Below are 24,420 nucleotides of genomic sequence, written 5' to 3' on the forward strand. Positions count from 1 at the left end.
TGACTGTGCGTTCAGTGGTCGCGAATTATAGGGGAGGTGGTCCGGACGGTACAGGCTTGTGCTGGCAGCTCTGATAAACTGCCGGCACTTATTACCCCGAGTGCCGTTCGTGTCGAGTTTTCCTGTCTGCCGGTGTCACCCACGATGAATCACGCCCCCAACGCCGTAGCCCGCTTGCGCGACCAACGTGAGGAGGAGGGTATCAAGCCGATTCAGGCGCGTGGCTGGAGAGCGCCCCGTTGCCGAGCCTGTCGTGTCATAGAGAGTCACTGCCTGTGCGCGTGGCGTCCGCAAGTCGACGCCCGCTCCGGCGTGTGCCTGATCATGACCAACAAGGAAGTTTTCAAGCCAAGCAACACTGGCTGGCTGATCGCTGACGTGATACGCGATAACCACGCTTTCATATGGTCTCGTACCGAAGTCGATCAGCAGCTTTTGTCCTTGTTATCTGACCCGCAATGGCAGCCGTATCTGGTGTTTCCCGGCGAGTACGTCGAACCCGAGCGCGTGACTAACAGTGTCGACGTCGATAGCACCAAACGCCCGCTGTTCATCTTGCTGGATGCCACCTGGACCGAAGCCAGGAAGATTTTCCGCAAGAGCCCGTATTTCGATCGGCTGCCGATCCTTAGCCTGCTGCCGGAAAAGCTCTCCCGTTACCGGCTGCGCCGCTCCACTCGCAGTGAGCATTTATGCACCGCCGAAGTGGCGGCTCTGTGTCTGGATCTTGCGGGCGATACCGATGCTGCGTCAGCGCTGGACGCTTATTTTGACGTGTTCAGCCAGCATTACCTTGATGCAAAACATCAGCTGGACATAAACGTTTCAACACCGGCCCACGCCGAGCTCATGCCTTATGTGCAGAGCACTGCGCCGGTGATGTGCTGAGCTTCGCCCATACTGCAACGACCGGGATGGCCATGTAACTTGACCACCCCGTCTTCGCTGGGCATGCTTGGCGCCGATTAGGGCGCGGCCAAAGTTTGATACACCGTATTTTTACGTGAAGAACCACGTTATTGGTGTTGAACGTGCCCTGTTGGTGCCGCTCCGTGGCGGCACCTTGAGTTGTTTGAAAAAACAGGATCATTTGAAAAATGGCCACATACGAAATCCTGATTGCCGACGATCACCCTCTTTTTCGTAGCGCGCTGCATCAAGCGTTGACCTTGGGCCTAGGTCCGGATGTCCGTTTGGTGGAAGTGGCGAGTATCGCCGAGCTGGAAACCCGCCTGGACGAAAAATCTGACTGGGATCTGGTGCTGCTGGACCTGAACATGCCCGGCGCCTATGGTTTTTCCGGGTTGGTGCTGCTGCGTGGTCAGTACCCGCAGATTCCCGTGGTCATGGTGTCAGCCCAGGAAGAAGCCTCGATCATGGTCAAGTCCCGTGAGTTCGGCGCCAGCGGTTTTATTCCGAAGTCCAGTGACCTAAGTGTCATTCAAAAAGCCGTGAAGGCTGTGTTGGATGGCGATGTATTCTGGCCCCCTCAAGCCTTCGAAGCCGTCAGTGTTTCTGATGAAGCCAAGGCCGCGAGTGAAGGGCTGGCAAGTCTGACACCCCAGCAGTTCCGGGTGTTGACGATGGTCTGTGAAGGGTTGCTCAATAAGCAGATTGCGTACGAGTTAAGTGTGTCGGAAGCGACCATCAAGGCTCATGTCACTGCCATCTTCCGTAAGCTCAATGTGCGGACCAGGACCCAGGCCGCGCTGCTCCTGCAACAACTTGAGTCAATTTCGAGTCACTAAAGCACGACATGTTCACGCTTTTTTGACTTCGCTTGATCTAGCTTTCCCACTTCTTTTTGGTTCAGTTGACTACTTTATGTCTCCTTTCAAAGGCCAGACCGGCCTAAAACGCATCCTTAACGCTTCAGGCTATTCACTGGACGGCCTGCGCGCTGCCTTCACTGGCGAGGCGGCTTTTCGTCAGCTCGTGTTGCTCAACGTCGTGCTCATCCCCTTGTCGTTCTTCTTGAACGTAAGCCGTGTCGAACAGGCGCTGCTGATTGCCGTGTGTCTGCTGGCATTGATTGTCGAGCTGCTCAATTCCGCGGTGGAAGCGGCCATCGATCGCATCTCTCTCGAATTGCACCCGCTGTCCAAGAACGCCAAGGACATGGGCAGCGCCGCTCAGTTTGTGGCGTTGACCATGATCGCTCTGGTGTGGGCTGTCATTCTGCTTTAAGCGATGTTGGGCAGGACGATCTCGTCGCTGCGCTGAACCCCGGCGGTGAAGGCGCGGCACAGATCGAGAAACTCGCGCATCGCTGACGTCTGGTATTTCTGTTTGTGCCAGATGAAATAGAACTGCCGCGCCAGGTCCAGGTCCGGCGTCTCGACCGGTACCAGGCTGCCACGCCTGAAAGCATCGCGCAGTGCCAGCCGCGAAATACAGCCAATCCCCAAGCCGGATTCCACAGCGCGTTTGATCGCCTCCGTGTGCTCAAGCTCCAGGCGAATGTTCAGAGCGCTGCGATGATGGCGCATGGCTTGGTCAAAGGTCAGGCGCGTGCCAGAGCCTTGCTCGCGCAAAATCCACGCCTCGTGGGACAGTTCTTCCATGGTCGCCGTGCCTTTTACGGCCAATGGATGCTGCGGTGCGCAGAACACCACCAACTCATCCTCGACCCAGCTTTGCACTTCGATGTCCGGATGGCTGCAGTCGCCTTCGATTAGACCCAGATCAATTTCATAGTGAGCGACTTGTTGCACGATATTGGCAGTGTTCTGCACGTGCAGCTTCACCTGGCTTTCCGGATGGCGCTGCATGAAGCTGCCGATCAGCAAAGTTGCCAGGTAATTACCGATGGTGAGTGTCGCGCCGACTGCCAGTGAGCCAAAACCGGATTTGCCATTAAGCAGGTCTTCGATCTCTTTGGCCTGATCTAGCAGTGCCACCGCTTGGGGCAATAGCTGTTTACCCAGGGCATTGAGGCTCAGCCGTTTGCCGGCACGGTCGAACAGCTGGCAGCTGCATTGACGCTCCAGCTCGGTGATTGAGGTGCTCGCCGCCGATTGCGAAAGGTTGAGCAGGCCCGCAGCACGGGACACGCTCTCCTGCTGGGCGACAGCGACGAATACTTGAAGTTGACGGAGAGTAAATCGCATATCGATATAACCGATAACCCTTATCTTAATAATCCATTTAACAGATATTGTCGCTGCGATTAGAATGCGATGCAATTGCGCACATCATCGGCGCAGGCAAAATCTCCAGGAGTCCCCCGTACATGAGCAACATGAACCACGAGCGTGTCCTCAGTGTTCATCACTGGAACGACACTCTGTTCAGCTTCAAGTGCACCCGCGATCCGGGCTTGCGCTTCGAGAACGGTCAGTTCGTGATGATCGGCCTGCAACAGCCCAATGGCCGCCCGCTTATGCGCGCTTACTCGATTGCCAGCCCGAACTGGGAAGAGCATCTCGAGTTTTTCAGCATCAAGGTGCCTGATGGTCCGTTGACTTCCCAGTTGCAGCACTTGAAGGAAGGCGACGAGATCATCATCAGCAAGAAGCCTACGGGTACGCTGGTGCTGGACGACTTGAAACCTGGCAAGCACTTGTACCTGCTCAGCACCGGTACCGGTCTGGCGCCTTTCATGAGCGTCATCCAGGACCCTGAAACTTACGAGCGTTTCGAAAAAGTGATCCTGTGCCACGGCGTGCGTTACGTCAACGAAGTCGCTTACCGCGAATTCATCACGGAGCATTTGCCGCAGAACGAGTTCTTCGGCGATGCGTTGCGTGACAAGTTGATCTACTACCCAACCGTGACCCGTGAGCCGTTCGAGAATGAAGGTCGTCTGACTGACCTGATGCGCAGCGGCAAGCTGTTCAGCGACATCGGCCTGCCACCGATCAACCCGCAGGACGACCGCGCCATGCTGTGCGGCAGCCCGAGCATGCTCGACGAGACCAGCGAAGTGTTGAACAGCTTCGGCCTGAAAGTCTCGCCGCGGATGCGCGAGCCGGGTGACTACCTGATCGAGCGTGCGTTCGTCGAGAAGTAAGTAACACGTATCACTGAAAAAGCCCCCATTGCCTGTGCAGTGGGGGCTTTTTTATGCCCGACGCAACCCCTGTAGGAGCTGCCGCAGGCTGCGATCTTTTGACCTTGATCTTCCGTCGACAAGAGCAAGATCAAAAGATCGCAGCCTTCGGCAGCTCCTACGGGTTGGGAACCGGGATCACTTCAAGCACGCGAATAACGCCTGATTCGGGGTAATGCCACCGCACATCCACATCCCAGAACTGCGCACCGTATTCCCGCTCAGGGACAGGCGTCTGATACGCCGGCCGTGGGTCCTGCGCCAAACATTGCTCAACCAGCTGGACCAAGGGCTCTTCCAGGCGCTGAGCATGCCCGTGAGCCTGTTGCAGTGCCGAGTCCGTCCACTGCACGGGAATCAATCGGGGGGCGGCACTGGCAATGCTGTTGGAGGCTGTGGCGATGATGTCGGCGTAGGGTACGTACGGTTTGATATCGAGAATCGGTGTGCCGTCCAGCAGGTCGATGCCGGAGATGAACAATCGATTGGCTTCGACCTTGTCGAGTTTAACCACGGATTGACCGATGCCATTGGGCCGATGCGTCGCGCGGGTGGCGAACACGCCCATGGACTTGTTGCCGCCAAGACGGGGCGGGCGGACTTTCAGCCTGGGTTTTTCTTCCAGCGCCTGATGGAACAGAAACAGCAGCCAGACGTGGCTGACCTGCTCCAGTCCCTGCACGGCGTCCCCCTGATCGAACGGCGCCACCAGTTCCAGTACGCCGCGAGCGGCCGGGGCCAGTTGCGGCTGGCGCGGGATGGCGAACTTTTCCTTGAAGCAGGAACGCACGAAGCCGATCGGAGAAACGCTGTAGGTCATGATGAGGGTCGAAGCGGGATGAGGGGTGGCATGATAACCCGATCGACCTCAGGATCGGTGCTGACTGTCAGTCCGCCATCGCGGGCAAGCCATGCTCCCACAGTGTTTAGCGGCGAACACACATTCATTTACCCCGCAAAACCTGTGGGAGCGGGCTCGCCCGCGATGGCCGCGCTGCCGATCTCAGAGACTGAAGCCACCATCCAGCGGGATAATATTCCCGGTCATGTACGCACCGGCAGTACTCGCCAGGCTGATGGCCAGCGCCGCCATCTCTTCCTCACGTCCCCAGCGCTTCATCGGAATCAACGCCGTATCTTGCGCCAGAGCCTGCTCGTCATCGCCAATGTGCTGCGTCATCTTGCTCGGGAAGCGTCCGGGTGCGATGACGTTGACGTTTATGTGCTGGCTGACCAGTTCACGCGCCAGAATTCGCGACAGTTGATGCAAAGCCGCTTTACTGGGGCCGTAGGCATAGGCCTGCTCGCCAAAGGATGAGATCCCCGCGACAGAGCCAATGTTGATGATTCGCGCCGGGTTCGCGGCTGAGCCGGCCTTTTTCAACAGCGGCAGGAACTGCTGAATGCAATTGAACACGGAGGTCACGTTGAGCTGCATAACCTTTTCCCAGCCCTTCACCGGGTAACTCTCAAGCGGTGCGCCCCATGTGGTGCCGGCGTTGTTCACCAGAATATCGAGGTGAGTGATTTGCTCACCCAGGCGCGTCGCCAGCTGCAGTACACCTTCTTCGGTGGCCAGATTGGCTGCCATCCAATGGCATTGGCCGAAGGCACTTAATTCCTCGGCGGTCTGCAGGCACGCCTCGGCATCCCGTGCGCAGACGTACACCGTCGCACCCGCTTCGACATAAGCCTTGGCGATCATTTTGCCGATACCACGGGTGCCGCCGGTCACCAGAGCGGTGCGGCCTTGCAGGGAAAAGTAGGGATGCATGGCGAGTCCTGAGAGCTGAGGGTCAATACACCCTAGTCGTCAGCCGTTGAAAGCGGAGCCACTATTTTTGCGAGGAATGGGGGAGCATATAGCTAAGCCCTGAACTGCCACCGCCCTCTGTAGGAGCTGCCGCAGGCTGCGATCTTTTGATCTGGATCTTAAAAGCAAGTCAAAAGATCGCAGCCTGCGGCAGCTCCTACAGAGGCTGCCACTGATTACTGCGGGCGAACGCGCAGGGTCAGGCCCTTGAGGAAATTGCGCAGCAACTGGTCACCGCAGGTACGGTAGTTGGTGTGGCCGAACTTGCGGAACAGCGCGCTCAACTCAGGCTTGGACACCGGGAACTCGGCGGCCTTGAGGATGGCGTGCATGTCGTCTTCCTTCAGTTCGAAGGCCACGCGCAGTTTCTTCAGGATGACGTTATTGGTGACCGGCACTTCGATCGGCTGCGGTGGACGGCTTTCGTCCTTGCCGCGCTTGAAGATCACCAGGCCGTCGAGGAAGTGCGCCATGACCTCGTCAGGGCAGCGTACGAAGCCTTCTTCGTCCTCTTCTTTCTTATCGAGATAGGTCAACAGGTCTTCCAGGGACACGTCCATGCCGCCGAGCTTGATGATCTCGATGACTTTCTTGTCGCTGATGTCGAGCATGTAGCGCACGCTGCGCAGTACGTCGTTGTGAATCATGGTGTGCAATCCTGATATTCAGCAGTGGGCGCCGCATAAACAGCGGCGCCGAAAATGTGTGGCGGCGAGAAAAGTCTTAGAACTTCTCTTTGCCGGACAGGTAGCGCCATTGCCCCACGGGCACTTTGCCGATGGACACGCCGCCAATACGGATTCGACGAATGGCGACGACCTTCAGGCCGACGGCCTGGCAGAACAGGGCGATCACGCCCGGCTGTGGATTCTTCATGGCGAAACGCAGGCGGTTCTCGTTCTGCCAGCTGGCTTTCACCGCCGGCAGCTCCTTGCCCTTGTAGGTCAGGCCGTGGTTCAGGCGGTTGAGGCCGTGAGCGACCATCTCGCCTTCAACTTCGACCACATACTCCTGCTCGATCTTGGCGGAGTCCGCTGTGAGCTTGCGCAGGATCTTCCAGTCCTGGGTGAACACCAGAAGACCACTGGCATTGGCCTGCAGATCGGTACTGGCGGTCAGGCGCAGGAAGTGACCTTTGAGCGGCCGCTTGCTGAAGCGGTGTTCTTCGCTCAGGGTTTCGGCGCTGATGGTCGCCATGGCCGTTTCCGCGTCCATCCCCGCTGCAACGTTGAACAGGATCGTCACCGGCTCCGGCGCGGTGGCCTTGGCTTCTGGATCGAGCTCGACTTTCTGGGTGTCGACCTTGAACTGCGGCTCGTCAATCACTTCGCCATCCACGGTGACCCAGCCGCCCTCGATGAACAGCTCAGCCTCCCGACGGGAACAGCCGACGAGTTCGATGAGGCGTTTGGAGAGACGAATCGGGTCAGTCATGACAGGGCCGTAACAAAAAAGGGGTGGGCATTGTACCTGCTGGGCGCCGGTTAATCCCGGCTCCATTTGCTGTAGGTGCTTTTAATGTGGGAGCTGGTTTGCCGGCGATGCAAGCGACACGGTTGTCTGTTGGGCCGAGTTGATGCTATCGCCGACAAGCCAGCTCCCACAGTGTTCAATGTTGGTTAGCCATTTCGCGTTATTTGTTGCGTCTGGCGTAACCGCATATGCAACAAGGGATAAGGCTGGCCCATGCCGTCATGCTCGGAGCGACCAATCACCTCAAAGCCCTGTTTGAAGTAGAACCCCAATGCCTGCGGATTCTGTTCGTTGACGTCCAGTTCATCGGCATTCAGGTGTTCCATGGCATAACGCAGCAGCTGTTTCCCCAGACCCTGGCCACGATGCGCCGGGTCGATGAAGAGCATCTCGATCTTGCCTGCCGCGACTCCGGCGAACCCGGTGATGCGTTGGCGTGAGTCCGTGGTGCAAATCAGCATGACCGCATCCAGATAGCGGGTCAGCACCAGGTTCTTCAGCAGTTCAATGTAACTGTCCGGGAGAAAGTCATGGGTCGCTCGCACCGAGGCTTCCCAGACTTGCACGAGTTCTTCGTAATCACTGTGTTTCGGTGTGTGGATAACCGAATGGTGGCGCATGGCCCAATGCCCCTTGCGAAGTGAATGAAAAGAATCCTTTCGTTACAAAACGATAGACGTAAAAAAGCCCCGCATCTCGTCAAGAAAGCAGGGCTTTTCATATTTTTTGCGTTTAGATCTGTTCAGCCCACAAGTCGTACTCGTCGGCGTCGGTCACTTTGCACCAGACCTTGTCGCCCGGCTTGAGGTTGCTGCCGTTGTCGATGAACACGTTACCGTCGATTTCCGGGGCGTCGAAGAAGCAGCGACCCACGGCGCCTTGCTCGTCGACTTCATCGACCAGCACTTCGATTTCACGGCCAACGCGCATTTGCAGGCGAGCCGAGCTGATGGCCTGCTGGTGGGCCATGAAGCGGTCCCAACGGTCTTGCTTGACGTCGTCCGGCACGATCGCCGCGTCCAGCAAGTTGGCCGGTGCACCTTCGACCGGCGAGTACTGGAAGCAGCCAACGCGATCGAGCTGGGCTTCGGTCAGCCAGTTCAGCAGGTATTGGAAGTCTTCCTCGGTTTCGCCAGGGAAGCCGACGATGAAGGTCGAACGGATGATCAGGTCCGGGCAGATCTCGCGCCAGTTCTTGATGCGCGCCAGGGTCTTGTCTTCGAAGGCCGGGCGTTTCATGGCTTTCAGGACTTTCGGGCTGGCGTGCTGGAACGGGATATCCAGGTACGGCAGGATTTTCCCGGCCGCCATCAAGGGGATCAGCTCGTCCACGTGCGGGTAAGGGTAAACGTAGTGCAAGCGCACCCAGACACCGAGGCTGCTCAAGGCTTCGCACAGTTCGGTCATGCGGGTCTTGACCGGCGCGCCGTTCCAGAAACCGGTGCGGTACTTCACGTCGACGCCGTAGGCACTGGTGTCCTGGGAGATCACCAACAGCTCTTTGACGCCGGCCTTGACCAGGCGCTGGGCCTCATCAAGCACATCACCCACCGGCCGGCTGACCAGTTTGCCGCGCATCGACGGGATGATGCAGAAGCTGCAGCTGTGGTTGCAGCCTTCGGAAATCTTCAGGTAGGCGTAGTGGCGCGGGGTCAGCTTGATGCCTTGAGGTGGCACCAGGTCGATCAGCGGGTTGTGATCCTGGCGCGGTGGCACGGCGTCGTGCACGGCGTTGACCACTTGCTCGTACTGCTGCGGACCGGTGACGGCCAGCACGCTCGGGTGCACGTTGCGGATGGCGCCTTCTTCGACACCCATGCAGCCGGTCACGATGACCTTGCCGTTTTCCTTGATCGCTTCACCGATCACTTCCAGGGATTCAGCCTTGGCCGAGTCGATGAAACCGCAGGTGTTGACCACCACGACGTCGGCGTCCTGATAAGTGGACACAACGTCATAACCTTCCATGCGCAGCTGGGTAAGGATGCGCTCGGAATCGACCAGTGCTTTGGGGCAACCCAGGGATACGAAGCCAACCTTTGGATTGGCCGGCGCAGGAGTGGTGGACATGTCTAACCTCGGTATTTGTGACGCCTCCAGCCGGGAACGGCAAGGCGACTGACGGGCACTTCGTGTGCCTCTGATCAAAAAGTGCGCAATTCTAGCGATCAGTCGTCCAGTTGACCAGCTTTATGCAGGGAAATACGACGAGTGCTGCGCTATGCTTCGCGCCGTTACGCTTTACCGAATTTTTATAGTCAATAAAACGTCTGTAACCGTAAGTAAAACAGCGCATGCTGCGTGGCAAAGCATAGTGCTTCTTCCAAAGAAGCCCAGTCTGGGTAGTAGGAGTGGTGGATGGGTCAGGCAAGTAGTCAGGCGGCAGGTGCCGAGCATTCGGTAGCAAAGCCGATAGGCATGCTGGTCGCGGCAGTCGGGGTGGTTTATGGCGATATCGGCACGAGCCCGCTGTATACCCTCAAAGAAGTGTTTTCCGGTGGCTATGGCGTACCGGTCAACCATGACGGTGTGTTGGGCATCCTGGCGTTGATCTTCTGGTCCCTGATCTGGGTCGTCTCGATCAAATACATGATGTTTGTCTTGCGCGCCGACAACCAGGGCGAAGGCGGGATCATGGCCTTGACGGCGCTGGCCCGGCGAGCAGCGGCGGGGCACCCGAAGCTGCGAGGCTTGCTGGTGGTGTGCGGGCTGATCGGTGCAGCGCTGTTCTACGGTGACAGCATGATCACACCGGCTATTTCGGTCCTTTCCGCGATTGAAGGCCTGGGGTTGGCATTCGATGGCATCGACCATTGGGTGGTGCCGCTGTCGCTGATCGTGCTGGTGGCGCTGTTCCTGATTCAGAGTCATGGCACTGCGCGGATCGGCATTCTTTTCGGGCCGATCATGGTGACCTGGTTTGTGGTGCTCGGGGCGCTCGGTGTCTACGGCATCATGCAACACCCGGAAGTCTTGAAGGCGATGAACCCTGTATGGGGCGTGCGCTTCTTCATCGTTCACCCGGGCATGGGTGTGGCGATCCTCGGTGCGGTGGTGCTGGCGTTGACCGGTGCCGAAGCGCTGTACGCCGACATGGGCCACTTTGGCCGCAAGCCGATTGCCCGTGCCTGGTTCATCCTGGTGCTGCCGGCGCTGGTGCTGAACTACTTCGGCCAGGGTGCGTTGCTGCTCGGTGATCCCGAAGCTGCACGCAACCCGTTCTACCTGTTGGCCCCGAGCTGGGCGTTGATTCCGTTGGTGGGGTTGTCGACCCTGGCCACGGTAATCGCCTCGCAGGCGGTGATTTCCGGTGCGTTCTCCTTGACTCGTCAGGCGATCCAGCTCGGCTACATTCCGCGCATGCACATCCGGCATACTTCCAGCGCCGAACAAGGCCAGATCTACATCGGCGCGGTTAACTGGGCGCTGATGGTCGGCGTGATTCTGCTGGTGCTAGGGTTCGAATCCTCGGGTGCACTGGCCTCGGCCTACGGTGTAGCGGTGACGGGCACGATGCTGATGACCACTATTCTGGTGTCGGCGGTGATCCTGCTCTTGTGGAAGTGGCCACCGATCCTCGCCGTGCCGGTGTTGCTCGGTTTCCTCTTGGTGGACGGTCTGTACTTCGCCGCCAACGTGCCAAAAATCGTACAGGGCGGTGCATTCCCGGTCATTGCCGGTATCGCGCTGTTTGTGCTGATGACCACCTGGAAGCGCGGCAAGCAACTGCTGGTCGAACGGCTGGATGAAGGCGGATTGCCGCTGCCGATCTTCATCAGCAGTATCCGCGTTCAACCACCGCATCGCGTGCAGGGCACCGCCGTGTTCCTGACCGCACGGCCGGACGCCGTGCCACACGCGCTGTTGCACAACCTGTTGCATAACCAGGTCCTGCACGAGCAAGTGGTGTTGCTGACTGTGGTGTACGAAGACATCCCGCGGGTGCCGCCGACCCGGCGCTTTGAGGTCGATTCCTACGGCGAAGGGTTCTTCCGGGTGATCCTGCATTTTGGCTTCGTCGACGAGCCGGACGTGCCGCAAGCGCTGAAGTTATGTCACCTCGATGATCTGGACTTCAGCCCGATGCGCACCACCTATTTCCTCAGCCGCGAGACCGTCATCGCCTCCAAGCTTGAAGGCATGGCGCGCTGGCGTGAGGCGCTGTTCGCCTTCATGTTGCAGAACGCCAACGGCAATTTGCGCTTCTTCAATCTGCCGCTGAATCGGGTGATTGAATTGGGGACGCAGGTCGAGATGTAAGCCACGCAACATCAAAAAGCCCCCGTTGCCATGAAGGCCGCGGGGGCTTTTTTGTGTCTGGCGTCTGATCAATGATCCCGCGAAGAACGCCGTGGGAGCGGCGGTGCGCCGATTTGATGTGCTCGCAATGACGGATGCAGTTCCAGCATTGATGTGACAGACAGTCCGCTATCGCGAGCAGGCTCGCTCCCACAAGGGATGTGTGGTGTGGGTCAATGTAAAAAGCCCCCGCAACCGTGAGGTAACGAGGGCTTTTTAAAGCGTCGTTCAGATCACTCCTGAGCCGTCTCATCCTTGGCTTGGCGCTTCTCGATGATATCCACCAGCCGCTGCGCCAGTTTCGGGTAGTTCTCGTCGAAGTGGTGGCCGCCGGGCAGCTTCATGGCTTCGCCCACCGCTGTTTTGTCGGTGCAGCCGCTTTCGTCGGTTTCCTCTTCACCGTAGATGCACACCACTTTTTCCGGTGGCAACTTGGCCATTTCCGGGCCGGTGGCGGCTTCTTTGCCGGCGTTGCCCAGCCAGCCTTCGACTTCGATTTCGAAGCTGCCAGTGCGGGCGAACGCCAGCAGGATGATTGCGTCGACGCGCTGTTGTTCTGATGGCTCCAGGCGGTTGTAGATCGCTGGCAGTACGTCGGCGCCGAAGGAGTAACCGGTCAGGATGAAGCGCTTGGTGCCCCATTTCTGCCGGTAGTGTTGCATCAGCTCGGCCAGATCCAGCGCACTTTGCTCGGGGCTCTTGTGCTGCCAGTAGTAGCGCAGGGTATCGATGCCAACTACCGGATAGCCGATCTTGGCCATCTCGCCCGCTACGTCGCGGTCGAGGTCGCGCCAGCCGCCATCGCCGGAAAGGAACAGGGTGACGGTGTCCTTGGCTTGGCCAGCCGGTACTTCAACCACCGGGATCTGCAAGCCACCGGCGGCCTTGTCGCCACCAACCAGGATTTTGCGAAGTTCGTTGTTCAGCACTTGCGGCAGGTTGATGTCGTAGTCGCTGATGCTGGTTTCGGCGTTGGGTTGATCGCGCACGAAGCCTGCGCTGGCGTCGTCCGGGTTATCGTTCCAGGCCACCAGCCAGTGGCCGTGGGCGGCGCTTTTCGGCAGCAGGTGGGTGCAGCCGGGCTTTTCCAGCGCCAGGTCGACTGACACCGCCTGGGCGTTGTCATCCTTCTGCTCGGACAGCCAGCGCCACGCCAGTACGGCGCCGGGGCCAATGCCGCTGACCAGGGTCGCCGGGCCTTTCAATTCCCGCAGGCCCGTTTGGAGTGCGCGACTTTGCAGCAGGCATTCCTTGGGCAAAATCACTTGAACAATCTGCGCCGAGCCAGAACGGCTCAGGGTCATCAGTTGTTGGTCGCTGAGTTTCTGGTCGTCGTTCACCGCCACCAGCACCTGAGCCGCCGGCGTGGTGCCAGGGATGACACGGGTCATGACGGTGCCATCGGCCGGTGTCAGCCGTTCGAGGGTCGGTGCCGGTGCCGGGCGTTTGAGGTACCAGTAACCACCACCGAGAATCAGGGCCAGCACTACCAGTGTGGCCAGTACATACCGCAGGGAGCGTTGAATCATCAGCGTTTCACCAATCCAGTCAAGCCGCCCGCAATCAGGGCAGCAGTGTCGGCCAGGGCTACCAGCGGATCGAGTCCGGCGGGCACGGCCATATAGCGGGGTTCCCAGTCAGGCTGGAATTTGTCTTTGAAGCGGCGTAAGCCTTGGAAGTTGTAGAGCTGCTCACCACGGCGGAAAACCATCGAGCCCAGACGCTGAGTCAGTGGTGCGCCACGACGGGGTTGCAACCCCGACAACGGCACCATGCCCAGGCTGAAGCGCGCGTATCCATGATTTTTATAATGTTGAATCAGACCGACCATCATGAATTCCATGGTCAGCTTTGGGGCGTCCGGGTGCGACCGCATCAGGTCGAGGCTCGCCAGGTCGTGGCCGAAGGTCTCGAGCAAGTTGGCAAACGCCACCGGGCGTCCTTCGAAACGAATGACGGCTACGCGGAAATGCTTGATGTAGTCATCGCTGAAACGGCCAAGGGAGAAGCCTTTCTCGCGCACGTTCTTGCCGGTCAGCCAGGCATCGGAAATCACCTTGAGCTCGTCCATCGGCGCCTGTCCAGGCTCGAAGATCTCCAGCGACAGGCCGTCGCGAGTTCCTCGGTTCCAGGTGTAACGCAGGTCCTTCATCTCTTTGCCCTTGGCTTCAAGGTCAAAGCGATGCAGGTCGACCCGGGCTTCTTCGCCCAGCTTGATCGCGGTCAGCCCGATGTCCATGTAGTACGGCAGGTTCTCGGCGCGCACTTGATAGAACACGGGGCGGGCGTGATGGATGTCGCACAGGTCACGGAACTGCCAGATCATCTCGGCCCGTTGCTGGGTTGGTCCGATCGGGTCGTACAACGCCACCAGGCTGCGTCCACGACGGGCGTACATCAAAAAGGCCTGGTCGTCGGGATGGAACAGCAACGCTTTGTCACCGGTCAGCGCGAGGCCACCATCCGGCTGGGAGGAAGCCATGAGGATCTTTATGGCCCTGTCCAGTTCGTCCTGTGTCGGCAGGTGGATCACCGGGCGCGCGGTGCGCAGCAGCCAGGTCAGGGAGACAACCACCAGCAACACCGCGGCGCCGAGCAGCGAGCGCAGACCCCGAGGTGCGTCGGCGTCGAGGGTGAACTGCCACCACAGTTGATGGCTGTAGGGAACGTCCTGATAGGCAAACAGCAGCAGCCAGATCGACGCTGCGAGCACGCAAACGCTGGCGACCAGGTACAGCGGCGAGAACGGTAATTCCGTCAGTCGGCTCGCGCGATAGAACGAGCGACGGAAAACCCCCAGCAGGCTGGCGGTCAGCGTCAGCAGGCAGGCTTCTTCCCAGTCGAACCCTTTGAGCAGGGAGAGCAGGGCGCCCACCAGCAACAAGATGGTCGTGAGCATCCACGCGGCAGAGAGACGGCGGCGCAGGCCTTGGGCCAGCAACAGGCAGAGCACGCCAATCAGGCTGGCGCCGAAGTGTGAGGCGTCGACCAGTCGATGAGGAATCAGAAAGCCAATGTGCTCCAGGCGGGTGTCAATTTCAGGCGTCACACCGGAGAACAACAGCACCACGCCCGACAGGAACACCAGTACCGCCAGAATCGGGGCGGCCAAACCGGACGCGACGCGCAGGGATTGACGGGATTGGAACAGACGCTGTCCTTCATTGATCAACAGGAATAAGCAGGCCACCAGCAAAGGAAGGATGACGTAAATCAACCGATAGAGCAGAAGTGCGGCCGCCAGCGGCGCGGCGCCGAGCTTATCGGCGAAGGCTGCCAGCAGGATCGCTTCGAATACGCCGACGCCGCCGGGTACATGGCTGAGCACTCCGGCCGCTAGCGCCAACAAGTAGACCAGCAAGAACGCCCCGAAGGGTGGGGCTTCGGGCAGTAACAAATAGAGCACGGTTGCGGCAGCTGCGACGTCCAGGGCAGTGATGATCAACTGCAGGAACGTCAGGCGACGGCCAGGCAGGCGCAACGTGCGGCGTCCAACCCTGACCAGCAGGTTGTCCTTATAAGGTTGTTCCGGCAGGCGACGGCGGTAGATGCCAATGGCCAATACGCTAAAGAGCAGCAGCACGGCGGCTGCAACCCCACCGAGTAGCGTCTCGGACAGCCCAAGGGCCGCAGAGGCTGCTGGCAGGTCGCTGAGCGTCGCCAGCGCTGCAAGTGGCGGCAGCGCGCAACCTAGCGAGAGGCTGGCGAACAGCGTCATATGCGCGACTTCCGAGGCCCCCAGGCCATGCCGTGCATATAGACGGTATCGAACCGAGCCACCCGAGAGCATCGACAAGCCGATCGCATTGCCGATCGCGAACGCGGTGAATCCGCCCAGTGCCAGGATTCGAGGCGCCAGTGTCACGCCGGCATAGCGACTGGCCGACCACTCATAGCCCAGCAATATGATGAAGCCGACCACGGTGGCTGCGAGTGCACCGAGTAATGCGGGCTTCGGTATTTCGAGGATCGAGTCATGCAGGGCGTAGAGGTCGAGTTCGCTCAACAGATGGCGACAGGCAATCAGCGCGATAGCGAACAGCAGCACCGTCACCGCCAGGCCGATAGGCTGGCGATATTTGCTGACCAGATCCAGCAGGCGCAGACGCTCTGCTTTGATCGGTTGTGTTGCTGTAACGGTGTCTTTTGGATCAGACGAGTTGGCGCGCATCAATCACCTCTTGGATTGTGCGCGACAGGATGGGGGTATCCAGCCAAGTTACCAATCCCTGTAGAAAAAAATAGTCACAAATATTAACGCCTCTCACCATCATCGGGTGATGGCACGTCATCAGGCGAAGAGGGGGGGCTGCCTGGGATCAGCTTAGTCTGAACTCGGCACGTTAGTGACCACTAACGGCGCACCTGCACGATGACAGATCATTGTTGCGAAAGGACTTTTTCAACAGATACAAAAAAGGCCACTCTTTCGAGTAGCCTTTTTTGATGTTTGGTTGCGGGAGCCGGATTTGAACCGACGACCTTCGGGTTATGAGCCCGACGAGCTACCAGACTGCTCCATCCCGCGTCTGTGTGGCGGCATTCTATAGAGATACGCCGGGGTGTCAACCGTTAATCCAGAAAGAAGCCAAATAAGCGTAAATGAGCGGGGTAGGAGCGAGCTTGCTCGCGAAAAACTCAAGGCCGCCGCGGGGTATCGGGTATCACGCATTTGCGTTCACGACTATAAAGTGCAAGCTCGCTTCTATAGTGGGTGTTTTCGACGCCCACAAAAAAGGCCACTCTTTCGAGTAGCCTTTTTTGATGTTTGGTTGCGGGAGCCGGATTTGAACCGACGACCTTCGGGTTATGAGCCCGACGAGCTACCAGACTGCTCCATCCCGCGTCTGTGTGTCGGCATTCTACAGAGGATCGCAGGTGTGTCAACCGTGAAATCCGAGAAAACCTGTGGTGGTTCAATCGCTTAGCTCAAAAAGAGTGCTGTAAAAGTGCCTGCAGGTCAGGCGCTACAAGGCTTTCAGCTCTATTGATGGATGGTTTTCGATTGAAAAAACAAATTCATCTTTTTTCCTACGCACGGAAAAGAAGATTCTGACCACTGGTGCTATATACAGGTGTGAGTGAGATACTGCCGATCCGACTCGCCGATACTCCTCACCACCTTTATATGAACCAGCGAAAAATCATCCACGTCGATTGTGATTGCTTCTATGCCGCCATCGAGATGCGTGACGAACCGAAGCTGGCCGGAAAACCCTTGGCCGTGGGTGGTTCGGCAGATCGGCGCGGGGTGATCGCCACCTGCAACTACGAAGCGCGGGCGTATGGCGTGCGTTCGGCCATGTCTTCCGGGCACGCGATGAAACTGTGCCCCGACCTGACGATCGTCAAGCCGCGCATGGACGCCTATAGAGAAGCGTCCAGGGAAATCCACACGATCTTTCGCGATTACACGGACCTGATCGAGCCGCTGTCCCTTGATGAGGCTTACCTGGATGTGTCGGACAGTGCGCATTTCGGCGGCAGTGCGACGCGCATCGCCCAGGAAATCCGTCGGCGTGTTTCCAATCAGCTGCACATTACGGTCTCGGCTGGCGTGGCGCCGAACAAGTTCTTGGCCAAGATTGCCAGCGACTGGAAGAAGCCGAACGGTTTGTTCGTCATCACGCCGGATCAGGTGGAGGACTTTGTCAGTGGTTTGCCGGTCAGCAAACTGCACGGGGTCGGCAAGGTGACCGCGGACAAGCTGGGCAGGCTGGGCATCGTCGATTGCTCGCATTTGCGCGAGTGGGACAAGTTGGCGCTGGTGCGCGAGTTCGGCAGCTTCGGTGAACGATTGTGGAGCCTGGCGCGTGGGATTGATGATCGACTGGTGCACAACGACAGTCGTCGCCAGTCAATCAGTGTCGAGAACACCTATGACGTGGATCTGCCGGATCTGGTGAGTTGCCTGGACAAGTTGCCCGAGTTGCTCGAAACGTTGAGTAACCGCATGTCGCGGATCGATAGCAGTTACCGGCCGGGCAAGCCTTTCGTCAAAGTAAAGTTTCATGATTTCACCCAGACCACGCTGGAGCAGGCCGGGGCAGGGCGAGATCTTGGGAGCTACCAATTATTGCTGACCCAGGCATTCAACCGCGGCGCGAAGCCGGTGCGGTTGCTGGGGATAGGGGTGAGGCTGGAGGATTTACGGGGCGGGTTTGAGCAGATGGAGTTGTTTGAGCGGTAGTTTTGCGGTGAATTTCCGAGCCTCTTCGTAAGCAGGCTCGCTCCCACATTAGACCGTGTTTATTTAGCAACTCGGTCAACTGTGGGAGCGAGCCTGCTCGCGAAGCTTTTGCTTTTAGTTCGGTCCCGGATCCGCCACCAAGCGCCCGGCATCCTTGGTCAGTGACTTGAGGAATTCGGTCTGTAGTTCAGGATCGTTGCGCGTCAATTCGATCAGGCTCTGTTCCAGCTCACTGGCTTCCTCTTCCAGACCCAGCTCCGACAGGCGCTTGACCCGGTGGACCCACTGGCTAACTTCATCGTCTTCGAGATCGTCGTAAATCAGTCCGTGAGCTTCCAGCAACTTTCCACGCAAAGAGCTGCTGACCATGAGGGGCAGATCAGTGTGCACATCGCCTTGGCCATCTTCGACGCTGATCAGAAGCCGACTCAGATGATTGATGTCATGTTCCGCGAACGGGCTGTCCAGCAGGTTCAGGCGTAAAACACCGTTCTTGTCGGTGGTCAGCTCAAACGTTTCCTTGCCGGCCTTGACCTGCACCGGACGCTCGCTCCACGGCAGGCTTGAGTACTCAGTACGCTTGTCCTGCTGGACTTCGTCGATGCCCGCCAGGTTCTGCTGTGCACGCCCATGGGATTGCACGTTCATGAACGGGTTAAGCCCGGCGAAACCGTAACTCAGCCAATCTTTGGTCACGCTGTCCGGCAGGTTGCCGAGAGCAAACACATTGACGACGTTCGCCCCCACGCCTGCCACGACCGCGACCGCACCCAGCGGAATTTCGTAAGCCTCCCGCCAGGGTTGGTAGGGGGTGTAGCGATCGTAGTGACGCGTCACTTCAAATTCGGTGACTTCGAACGTTTTCTGCTCGTGGATCTTCACCCGACGTTGTGGCAGCTCAAGCACCTTGGGCTCGCCGACATCGATCTGCAGGCTGTGATCGAGCAATTTGCGCTCGACACGTTCCTCGTGCTCGCTGCGTTGCGACATGTGATTGGCACAGCCGCTGACCAGCAGGGTGCCGCACAGGGCGGCACCACCGAGGCCTAAGGTGTTTCGCTTGAACATGACTTCTCTATCTGGTGTCAGCGGCGGATACGGGCCTGGAGGAAAGACAGCACGTCAGCAACCGGCAGCGCTTGCGCTTCAGGCTCGGTACGGCTCTTGTATTCCAGATTGCCTTCGGCGAGGCCGCGGTCACTGACCACGATCCGGTGAGGAATACCGATCAGTTCCATGTCCGCGAACTTGATGCCCGGGCTGGTTTTCTTGTCGCGGTCGTCCAGCAGCACTTCGAAGCCGGCAGACGTCAATTCTGCGTACAGCTTGTCAGTGGCTTCGCGAACCTGTTCGGTTTCGTAGCGCAAAGGGACCAGTGCAACCTGGAACGGGGCCAGCGTGTCGCTCCAGATGATCCCGTTGGCGTCGTTGTTCTGCTCGATGGCGGCAGCCACCACGCGGGAAACGCCGATGCCGTAGCAGCCCATTTCCAGGGTAACCGGCTTGCCGTTCTCGCCCAGCACTTCGCATTTCATCGCTTTGCTGTACTTGTTACCCAGCTGGAAGATGTGCCCGACTTCGATGCCGCGCTTGATTTCCAGTGTGCCTTTACCGTCCGGGCTAGGGTCACCCGCTACGACGTTGCGCAGGTCGGCGACGGTCGGAACTGGCAGATCGCGTTCCCAGTTCACGCCGAAGTAATGCTTGTCGTCGATGTTGGCACCGATACCGAAGTCGCTCATCAGCTCGACGGAGCGGTCGATGATGATTGGCAGCGGCAGGTTCAACGGGCCGAGCGAACCGGCGCCGGCGCCAATGGCGTCGCGCAGTTCGGATTCGGATGCCATGACCAGCGGGCTGGCAACGCCTGGCTGGTTCGCTGCCTTGATTTCATTCAGCTCGTGGTCGCCGCGGATGATCAAGGCAATCAGCTTGCCTTCTTCTTCAGCGTGGACCACGAGGGTCTTGATGGTCTTTTCGATCGGCAGGTTGAAGCCTTCGACCAGTTGCGCAATGGTCTTGGCGTTCGGTGTGTCGACCAGGCGCAGCTCTTCGGCCGGTGCTGCGCGGGAGGTTTCGCGGGGCACAGCTTCGGCTTTTTCGATGTTCGCGGCGTAGTCGGACCCATTGCTGAAGACGATGTCGTCTTCGCCGGATTCGGCCAGTACGTGGAATTCGTGGGAACCGGCGCCACCGATGGAACCGTTGTCAGCTTCAACCGGGCGGAATTTCAAGCCCAGGCGAGTGAACACGTTGCAGTAAGCCTGGTGCATGCGATCGTAGGTGGCCTGCAGCGAAGGCTGGTCAGCGTGGAACGAATACGCGTCCTTCATGATGAACTCGCGGCCGCGCATCAAACCGAAGCGTGGGCGGATTTCATCACGGAATTTGGTCTGAATCTGATACAGGTTGATGGGCAGCTGTTTGTAGCTGCTCAACTCGTTGCGCATCAGGTCGGTGATCACTTCTTCGTGAGTCGGGCCGGCGCAAAAATCGCGACCGTGACGATCCTTGAAGCGCAGCAGCTCGGGGCCGTACTCTTCCCAGCGACCGGATTCCTGCCACAGCTCAGCCGGTTGGGTGCTCGGCATCAACACTTCGAGAGAGCCCGCGGCGTTCATTTCTTCACGAACGACGGCTTCAACCTTGCGCATCACTCGCAGGCCCATGGGCAGCCAGGTGTACAGGCCCGAAGCGAGTTTGCGGATCATGCCGGCGCGCAGCATCAGCTGGTGGCTGATGACGACCGCGTCGGAAGGCGTTTCTTTCTGTGTGGCGAGCAAAAATTGACTGGTGCGCATGGTTGGCCGTTGTCGGTTGCTGATGACGAGAAATGACGGAGCATTGTACGGGCGAGATCCGCTGGCGTACAGGCGTGCGGTCGGTGGTGTCGCAGGGGCGCGTGAATCACCGCGCCCCTGCGAGACTTTGCGGGAAGCGTCCTAGGACTCTTCCGCTACCTGCGTAGGAATCGGATCCGGCGTGGGCGTCGGGCCCGCACGACGGCTTTCCTGGTACCAGTGCAAGATGATCAGCAGCAGCGTGGGAACGCCTAGCAGGGCGGTGATCAGGAAGAAATTGTGATAACCGAACTTTTCCACCATGACCCCTGAGTAGCCACCAATCAGGCGCGGTAACAACAGCATGATCGAGCTCAGCAAGGCGTATTGAGTGGCCGAGAACTTGAGGTTGGTGAGGCTCGACAGGTAGGCGACAAACGCTGAAGTCGCCAGCCCTGAGCTGAAGTTGTCCAGGGAGATGGTGGCGATCAGCATGTTCAGGTTGGCGCCCATGTCGGCGAGCATCAGGAACAGCAAGTTCGTGCCGGCCGAAGCAATACCGCCGATGAGCAGGATCGGCAAAATACCGAAACGAACGATCAGCAGGCCACCCATGCCGGCGCCAACGAGGGTCATGATCAGGCCGAAAATCTTGCTGACGCTGGCGATCTGATCCTTGGTGAAGCCCTGGTCGATGTAGAACACGTTGGCCATGACGCCCATTACCGTATCGGACATTCGATACGTGGCAATCAGGCCAAGCAGCAGGAACGCCTGCCAGCGGTAACGCAGGATGAAGTCGTTCACCGGCGTGAGTACCGGCGCGAGGCCGCGGCGGCCTACGGCGGACAAGCACATCAGGGTAAGTGTGGTGTAAAGGATCGCCCGCAGGAACGCGCGGTCCTGTAGCAGCAGGTCCAGCAGGCTCACGCCCTCGAACAGTACGCTGGCGAAATCAGTGTTGTAGAGCTGCGTAAACATGGCCGGTACGGACACCAGCAGCACGATCAGCACAAACACGGACATCAACTGATGCACAAAGGTGTAACGCCCGGCCTGAAGCTGAGTGCGCAGGGGGACCGGAGGCTCGCGCATGAACAGGGTGGTCAGCAGCGCTGGAATCATCAGGGCGCCGAACAACACATATGTGCCGGCCCAGGCCGAATGTTGATAGTTGAAGCCTGTGGAGCCGAAACCTTCTGCAAAGAACAGCGCGCCAGCGGTGGCCAGTAATGCGGCAATTCGATAGCCGGACATGTAGGCGGCGGCAAGCGCGGCCTGGCGACTGTCTTCGGCGATTTCCAGCCGATAGGCATCGACCGCGATGTCTTGCGTGGCCGAGGCGAAGGCAACGATGACCGCGATTGCGATCAACCAGGACAAGTGTTTTTGCGGGTCGCAGAAGCCCATCCCGATCAAGCCGAGGATCACCAGGGCCTGTGAAAGCACCAGCCAGGACCGTCGCCGACCGAGTTTGCCGAGGAATGGCAGGCGCCATTGATCCAGCAACGGTGACCAGACCCATTTAAAGGCGTAGGCCAGACCGATCAGGCTTGCATAGCCGATGGTTTCGCGAGCCACACCGGCTTCGCGCAACCAGACCGAAAGTGTTGAAAACACCAGCATGTACGGCAGGCCGGCGGCGAAACCCAGCAGCAACAGCACGAGTGTTGAAGGGCTGGCATAGGCGGCGAGCGCGGCGCGCCAGGTTTTACGGGGCATGGGCTGGAGTCTGCCTCAAGGTTACGGAAACAAAGCGCGCACTCTAACCGCTGTGCTCTACCGGACGCCAGCCATGGCGCTGAATATCAACACGATTATTCAGGATACTCACGCCTTCCTCGCGCAATCGAGCCCGCTGTTCATCCCCGGAAGCGCTGCCCACAGGCAGGCTGATCCGACCACCAGAACCGAGGACCCGGTGCCATGGCAGTTTCGTGTCACCGGGCAGCTGGCTTAGTGTGCGTCCGACATAGCGGGCGGCGCGACCGAGTCCAGCCAGTTCCGCCAGTTGACCATAGCTGACGACTTTGCCTTCGGGCACTTGAGCCAACGTCAGGTAGAGGGCCGTACGTCTGATTTGTGCGGCGCTTTCAATTTCAGTGGTCGGGTCTGTCACGTGCGCAGTTCCTGAAGAAGGGTCGCATTCCTGCCTTTAGAGTAAGTCCTGAATTGCCAGTTGAGAAATGAACTCAATAGAAATAGTCGGGTCAGTCCTTGCTAGGGTCTTATTCGTAAGGATAATGCCGACTTTTTTTCGCAAACTTGAGCCTGTATTTGCTTATGGTGTCCAGAACCCTGCTGTGCCTCGCTGTCTTCAGTGCCTCCACACCCTTGCTCGCCGACACCGTATGGTTAAAGAACGGTGACAAGCTGAGCGGCAAGATCACCCTGTTCGACGGCGGCAAGCTGTTGATTCAGACCGAGTACGCTGGCGCTATTCCGATTGACTGGAAACAGGTCAAAACGTTGGAAAGCGACCAGGAGTTGCTGGTCAAACAGGACGCTTATACCGGCGAAAAGGCCAAGTCACTGCATGCGGCAGATGATGGCAAGGTGATATTGGCCAATGGCGAGGCGCCCAAAACCGTCGAGCTGGCCAGCATCCAGCAGATCCTCAAGCCCAAGCCGGTGGTCGAAGACCTGGTGTGGAAAGGGAATGTCGACCTGGCGCTGGACTATCAGCGGGCAGAGAAAGACACCGATGACTACGACGTAGACTTCAAGACCACTGCTCGCCATGGCCGGTGGCGTCACACGGCAGAAGGCGAGTACAACCGGGAATTTCAGGATGATGTCGTCACGACTGACAACTGGCGTGGTGAGTACTCCCTCGACCGCTTCCTGACCGAAAAATGGTTCTGGCAGGGTCGCCTGGTCTACAAGCGTGACAAGGTTGAAGACCTTGCCCGCCAGCGCACCGTTGGTACGGGCCCTGGTTACCAGTTCTGGGATGACGAGTTGGGCGCATTCTCCCTGGGGTCGCTGGTCAACCGCACGGATTATGAATACTCCGACGGTGGCAAAGAGAACTTCTATTCCCTGGCGATGAAGTGGGACTACAACCGTTACCTGATCGGCAAGAAGGTGGAGTTCTTCACCAATGGCGAGGTGGGCAAGCCGCTGAGTGGAGTAGCGGATTACGCGCTGGATGCCGAAGTCGGGTTGCGCTACAAAGTGACCGACTGGGCGTCGCTTAACCTGAAGGCTGAGCGGGACATTATTTCCGGTAGCGATGAGGCTGACCTGAGCAAGACCCGTTACACCGCAGGGTTTGGCGTCGCCTGGTAAGCCGCTAGAAGATCAAAAGATCGCAGCCTGCGGCAGCTCCTACAGGGTAAAACACCCTATTCAATGTAGGAGCTGCCGCAAGCTGCGATCTTTTTTGTGCCTGGCAAAAACACACAGGCACAAAAAAGCCCCGCTTTTGAGGGCGGGGCCTTTTACTAAAGCAAGTACAAGTTAGATAACTTGAACTTCTTCAGCTTGCATGCCTTTCTGACCGCGGGTAGCGATGAAAGAAACCTGTTGGCCTTCTTTCAGGCTTTTGAAGCCGTCGGATTGGATAGCTTTGAAGTGAACGAACAGGTCGTCACCGGATTGTGGAGTGATGAAGCCGAAGCCTTTTTCATCGTTGAACCACTTAACGGTACCGGTTTGGCGATTAGACATGGTGTAACTCCTTGAACAAAGATAACTGCGACGCAGGAAGAACCCTGGCCGAGACTGAGTGCAAAGAGCAGGAAAAATTCTTGTAGATGGTTGGATCGAAATTCAACATATCGTGTAGAGATTCTCAGTGACACAAGCAGCA

21 protein-coding genes and 2 tRNA genes are annotated in these 24,420 nt (G+C 58.5%); 7 read left to right on the plus strand and 16 right to left on the minus strand.

Annotation, left to right across the window (positions count from 1 at the left end; all coding sequences use genetic code 11):
- Window positions 1–144 precede the first annotated feature (144 nt).
- The 3 genes from ACA063_RS05880 to ACA063_RS05890 all read left to right on the plus strand — a co-directional run bounded on the left by ACA063_RS05880 (window position 145) and on the right by ACA063_RS05890 (window position 2,187).
- On the plus strand, window positions 145–888 hold the full coding sequence (locus ACA063_RS05880) for a tRNA-uridine aminocarboxypropyltransferase (RefSeq protein WP_497665119.1): 744 nt from the start codon (window positions 145–147) through the stop codon (window positions 886–888).
- Window positions 889–1,097: 209 nt separating this feature from the next.
- Window positions 1,098–1,748, plus strand: a complete 651-nt coding sequence (gene erdR / locus ACA063_RS05885; RefSeq protein ID WP_162439096.1) for a response regulator transcription factor ErdR — start codon at window positions 1,098–1,100, stop codon at window positions 1,746–1,748.
- A gap of 76 nt (window positions 1,749–1,824) precedes the next feature.
- Window positions 1,825–2,187 carry a diacylglycerol kinase gene (locus ACA063_RS05890; RefSeq protein WP_092272298.1) on the plus strand — a complete coding sequence of 121 codons (363 nt, stop codon included), beginning with the start codon at window positions 1,825–1,827 and terminating at the stop codon, window positions 2,185–2,187.
- On the opposite strand, the gene ACA063_RS05895 is transcribed toward ACA063_RS05890, so the two are convergent.
- A complete protein-coding gene (locus tag ACA063_RS05895; RefSeq protein WP_162439095.1) occupies window positions 2,184–3,110 on the minus strand; it encodes a LysR family transcriptional regulator in 927 nt (308 codons plus the stop codon). The genes ACA063_RS05890 and ACA063_RS05895 overlap by 4 nt on opposite strands.
- A gap of 122 nt (window positions 3,111–3,232) precedes the next feature.
- On the opposite strand from ACA063_RS05895, the gene fpr reads away from it, so the two are divergent.
- Window positions 3,233–4,012: a ferredoxin-NADP reductase gene (gene fpr / locus ACA063_RS05900; protein ID WP_008054100.1), complete on the plus strand. Its 780-nt coding sequence runs from the start codon at window positions 3,233–3,235 to the stop codon at window positions 4,010–4,012.
- Window positions 4,013–4,169: 157 nt separating this feature from the next.
- On the opposite strand, the gene tsaA is transcribed toward fpr, so the two are convergent.
- The 6 genes from tsaA to rimO form a co-directional block, all read right to left on the minus strand.
- Window positions 4,170–4,871 carry a tRNA (N6-threonylcarbamoyladenosine(37)-N6)-methyltransferase TrmO gene (gene tsaA, locus ACA063_RS05905; RefSeq protein WP_497665120.1) on the minus strand — a complete coding sequence of 234 codons (702 nt, stop codon included), beginning with the start codon at window positions 4,869–4,871 and terminating at the stop codon, window positions 4,170–4,172.
- A 183-nt stretch (window positions 4,872–5,054) separates the two neighbouring features.
- The gene (locus tag ACA063_RS05910) at window positions 5,055–5,825 is read right to left on the minus strand and encodes an SDR family oxidoreductase (RefSeq protein ID WP_497665121.1); all 771 of its coding nucleotides are present in this window, start codon (window positions 5,823–5,825) and stop codon (window positions 5,055–5,057) included.
- Window positions 5,826–6,040: 215 nt separating this feature from the next.
- A complete protein-coding gene (locus tag ACA063_RS05915; protein WP_059407867.1) occupies window positions 6,041–6,511 on the minus strand; it encodes a YehS family protein in 471 nt (156 codons plus the stop codon).
- A 76-nt stretch (window positions 6,512–6,587) separates the two neighbouring features.
- Window positions 6,588–7,298 carry an rRNA pseudouridine synthase gene (locus tag ACA063_RS05920; RefSeq protein ID WP_497665122.1) on the minus strand — a complete coding sequence of 237 codons (711 nt, stop codon included), beginning with the start codon at window positions 7,296–7,298 and terminating at the stop codon, window positions 6,588–6,590.
- Between the two features lie 185 nt (window positions 7,299–7,483).
- On the minus strand, window positions 7,484–7,957 hold the full coding sequence (locus ACA063_RS05925; protein ID WP_497665123.1) for an acetyltransferase: 474 nt from the start codon (window positions 7,955–7,957) through the stop codon (window positions 7,484–7,486).
- Between the two features lie 112 nt (window positions 7,958–8,069).
- Window positions 8,070–9,407: a 30S ribosomal protein S12 methylthiotransferase RimO gene (gene rimO / locus ACA063_RS05930; protein WP_497665124.1), complete on the minus strand. Its 1,338-nt coding sequence runs from the start codon at window positions 9,405–9,407 to the stop codon at window positions 8,070–8,072.
- A gap of 288 nt (window positions 9,408–9,695) precedes the next feature.
- Here rimO and ACA063_RS05935 point away from each other — a divergent pair, with 288 nt between their 5' ends.
- Window positions 9,696–11,597 carry a potassium transporter Kup gene (locus ACA063_RS05935; RefSeq protein WP_497665125.1) on the plus strand — a complete coding sequence of 634 codons (1,902 nt, stop codon included), beginning with the start codon at window positions 9,696–9,698 and terminating at the stop codon, window positions 11,595–11,597.
- A gap of 272 nt (window positions 11,598–11,869) precedes the next feature.
- On the opposite strand, the gene ACA063_RS05940 is transcribed toward ACA063_RS05935, so the two are convergent.
- The 4 genes from ACA063_RS05940 to ACA063_RS05955 form a co-directional block, all read right to left on the minus strand.
- Window positions 11,870–13,165 carry a virulence factor family protein gene (locus ACA063_RS05940; RefSeq protein WP_497665126.1) on the minus strand — a complete coding sequence of 432 codons (1,296 nt, stop codon included), beginning with the start codon at window positions 13,163–13,165 and terminating at the stop codon, window positions 11,870–11,872.
- Window positions 13,165–15,807 (minus strand): bifunctional lysylphosphatidylglycerol flippase/synthetase MprF, encoded by a 2,643-nt coding sequence (gene mprF / locus ACA063_RS05945; RefSeq protein ID WP_497665127.1) that lies wholly within the window; start codon window positions 15,805–15,807, stop codon window positions 13,165–13,167. Before mprF ends, ACA063_RS05940 begins: the two co-directional genes overlap by 1 nt.
- A gap of 280 nt (window positions 15,808–16,087) precedes the next feature.
- Window positions 16,088–16,164: transfer RNA gene (locus ACA063_RS05950), tRNA-Met, on the minus strand.
- Window positions 16,165–16,405: 241 nt separating this feature from the next.
- Window positions 16,406–16,482, minus strand: a tRNA-Met gene (locus tag ACA063_RS05955).
- 282 nt (window positions 16,483–16,764) lie between these two features.
- On the opposite strand from ACA063_RS05955, the gene dinB reads away from it, so the two are divergent.
- Window positions 16,765–17,826, plus strand: coding sequence for a DNA polymerase IV (gene dinB / locus ACA063_RS05960; protein ID WP_497665128.1), 1,062 nt, complete (start codon window positions 16,765–16,767; stop codon window positions 17,824–17,826).
- Window positions 17,827–17,940: 114 nt separating this feature from the next.
- On the opposite strand, the gene ACA063_RS05965 is transcribed toward dinB, so the two are convergent.
- From ACA063_RS05965 to ACA063_RS05980, 4 genes are all read right to left on the minus strand, one after another.
- Window positions 17,941–18,894 carry a hypothetical protein gene (locus tag ACA063_RS05965; RefSeq protein ID WP_162439084.1) on the minus strand — a complete coding sequence of 318 codons (954 nt, stop codon included), beginning with the start codon at window positions 18,892–18,894 and terminating at the stop codon, window positions 17,941–17,943.
- A 17-nt stretch (window positions 18,895–18,911) separates the two neighbouring features.
- Window positions 18,912–20,627 carry a proline--tRNA ligase gene (locus ACA063_RS05970; RefSeq protein WP_497665129.1) on the minus strand — a complete coding sequence of 572 codons (1,716 nt, stop codon included), beginning with the start codon at window positions 20,625–20,627 and terminating at the stop codon, window positions 18,912–18,914.
- 141 nt (window positions 20,628–20,768) lie between these two features.
- A complete protein-coding gene (locus ACA063_RS05975; protein ID WP_497665130.1) occupies window positions 20,769–22,328 on the minus strand; it encodes an AmpG family muropeptide MFS transporter in 1,560 nt (519 codons plus the stop codon).
- A gap of 43 nt (window positions 22,329–22,371) precedes the next feature.
- Complete coding sequence (locus ACA063_RS05980) at window positions 22,372–22,725, minus strand: MGMT family protein (RefSeq protein ID WP_497665131.1); 354 nt, start codon at window positions 22,723–22,725, stop codon at window positions 22,372–22,374.
- Between the two features lie 164 nt (window positions 22,726–22,889).
- Here ACA063_RS05980 and ACA063_RS05985 point away from each other — a divergent pair, with 164 nt between their 5' ends.
- Complete coding sequence (locus ACA063_RS05985; RefSeq protein ID WP_497665132.1) at window positions 22,890–23,897, plus strand: DUF481 domain-containing protein; 1,008 nt, start codon at window positions 22,890–22,892, stop codon at window positions 23,895–23,897.
- Window positions 23,898–24,068: 171 nt separating this feature from the next.
- Here ACA063_RS05985 and ACA063_RS05990 read toward each other — a convergent pair whose 3' ends face one another.
- On the minus strand, window positions 24,069–24,278 hold the full coding sequence (locus tag ACA063_RS05990) for a cold-shock protein (RefSeq protein WP_002554837.1): 210 nt from the start codon (window positions 24,276–24,278) through the stop codon (window positions 24,069–24,071).
- Between the last annotated feature and the right edge of the window lie 142 nt (window positions 24,279–24,420).

It is taken from the genome of Pseudomonas sp. LBUM1643 (assembly GCF_059716215.1).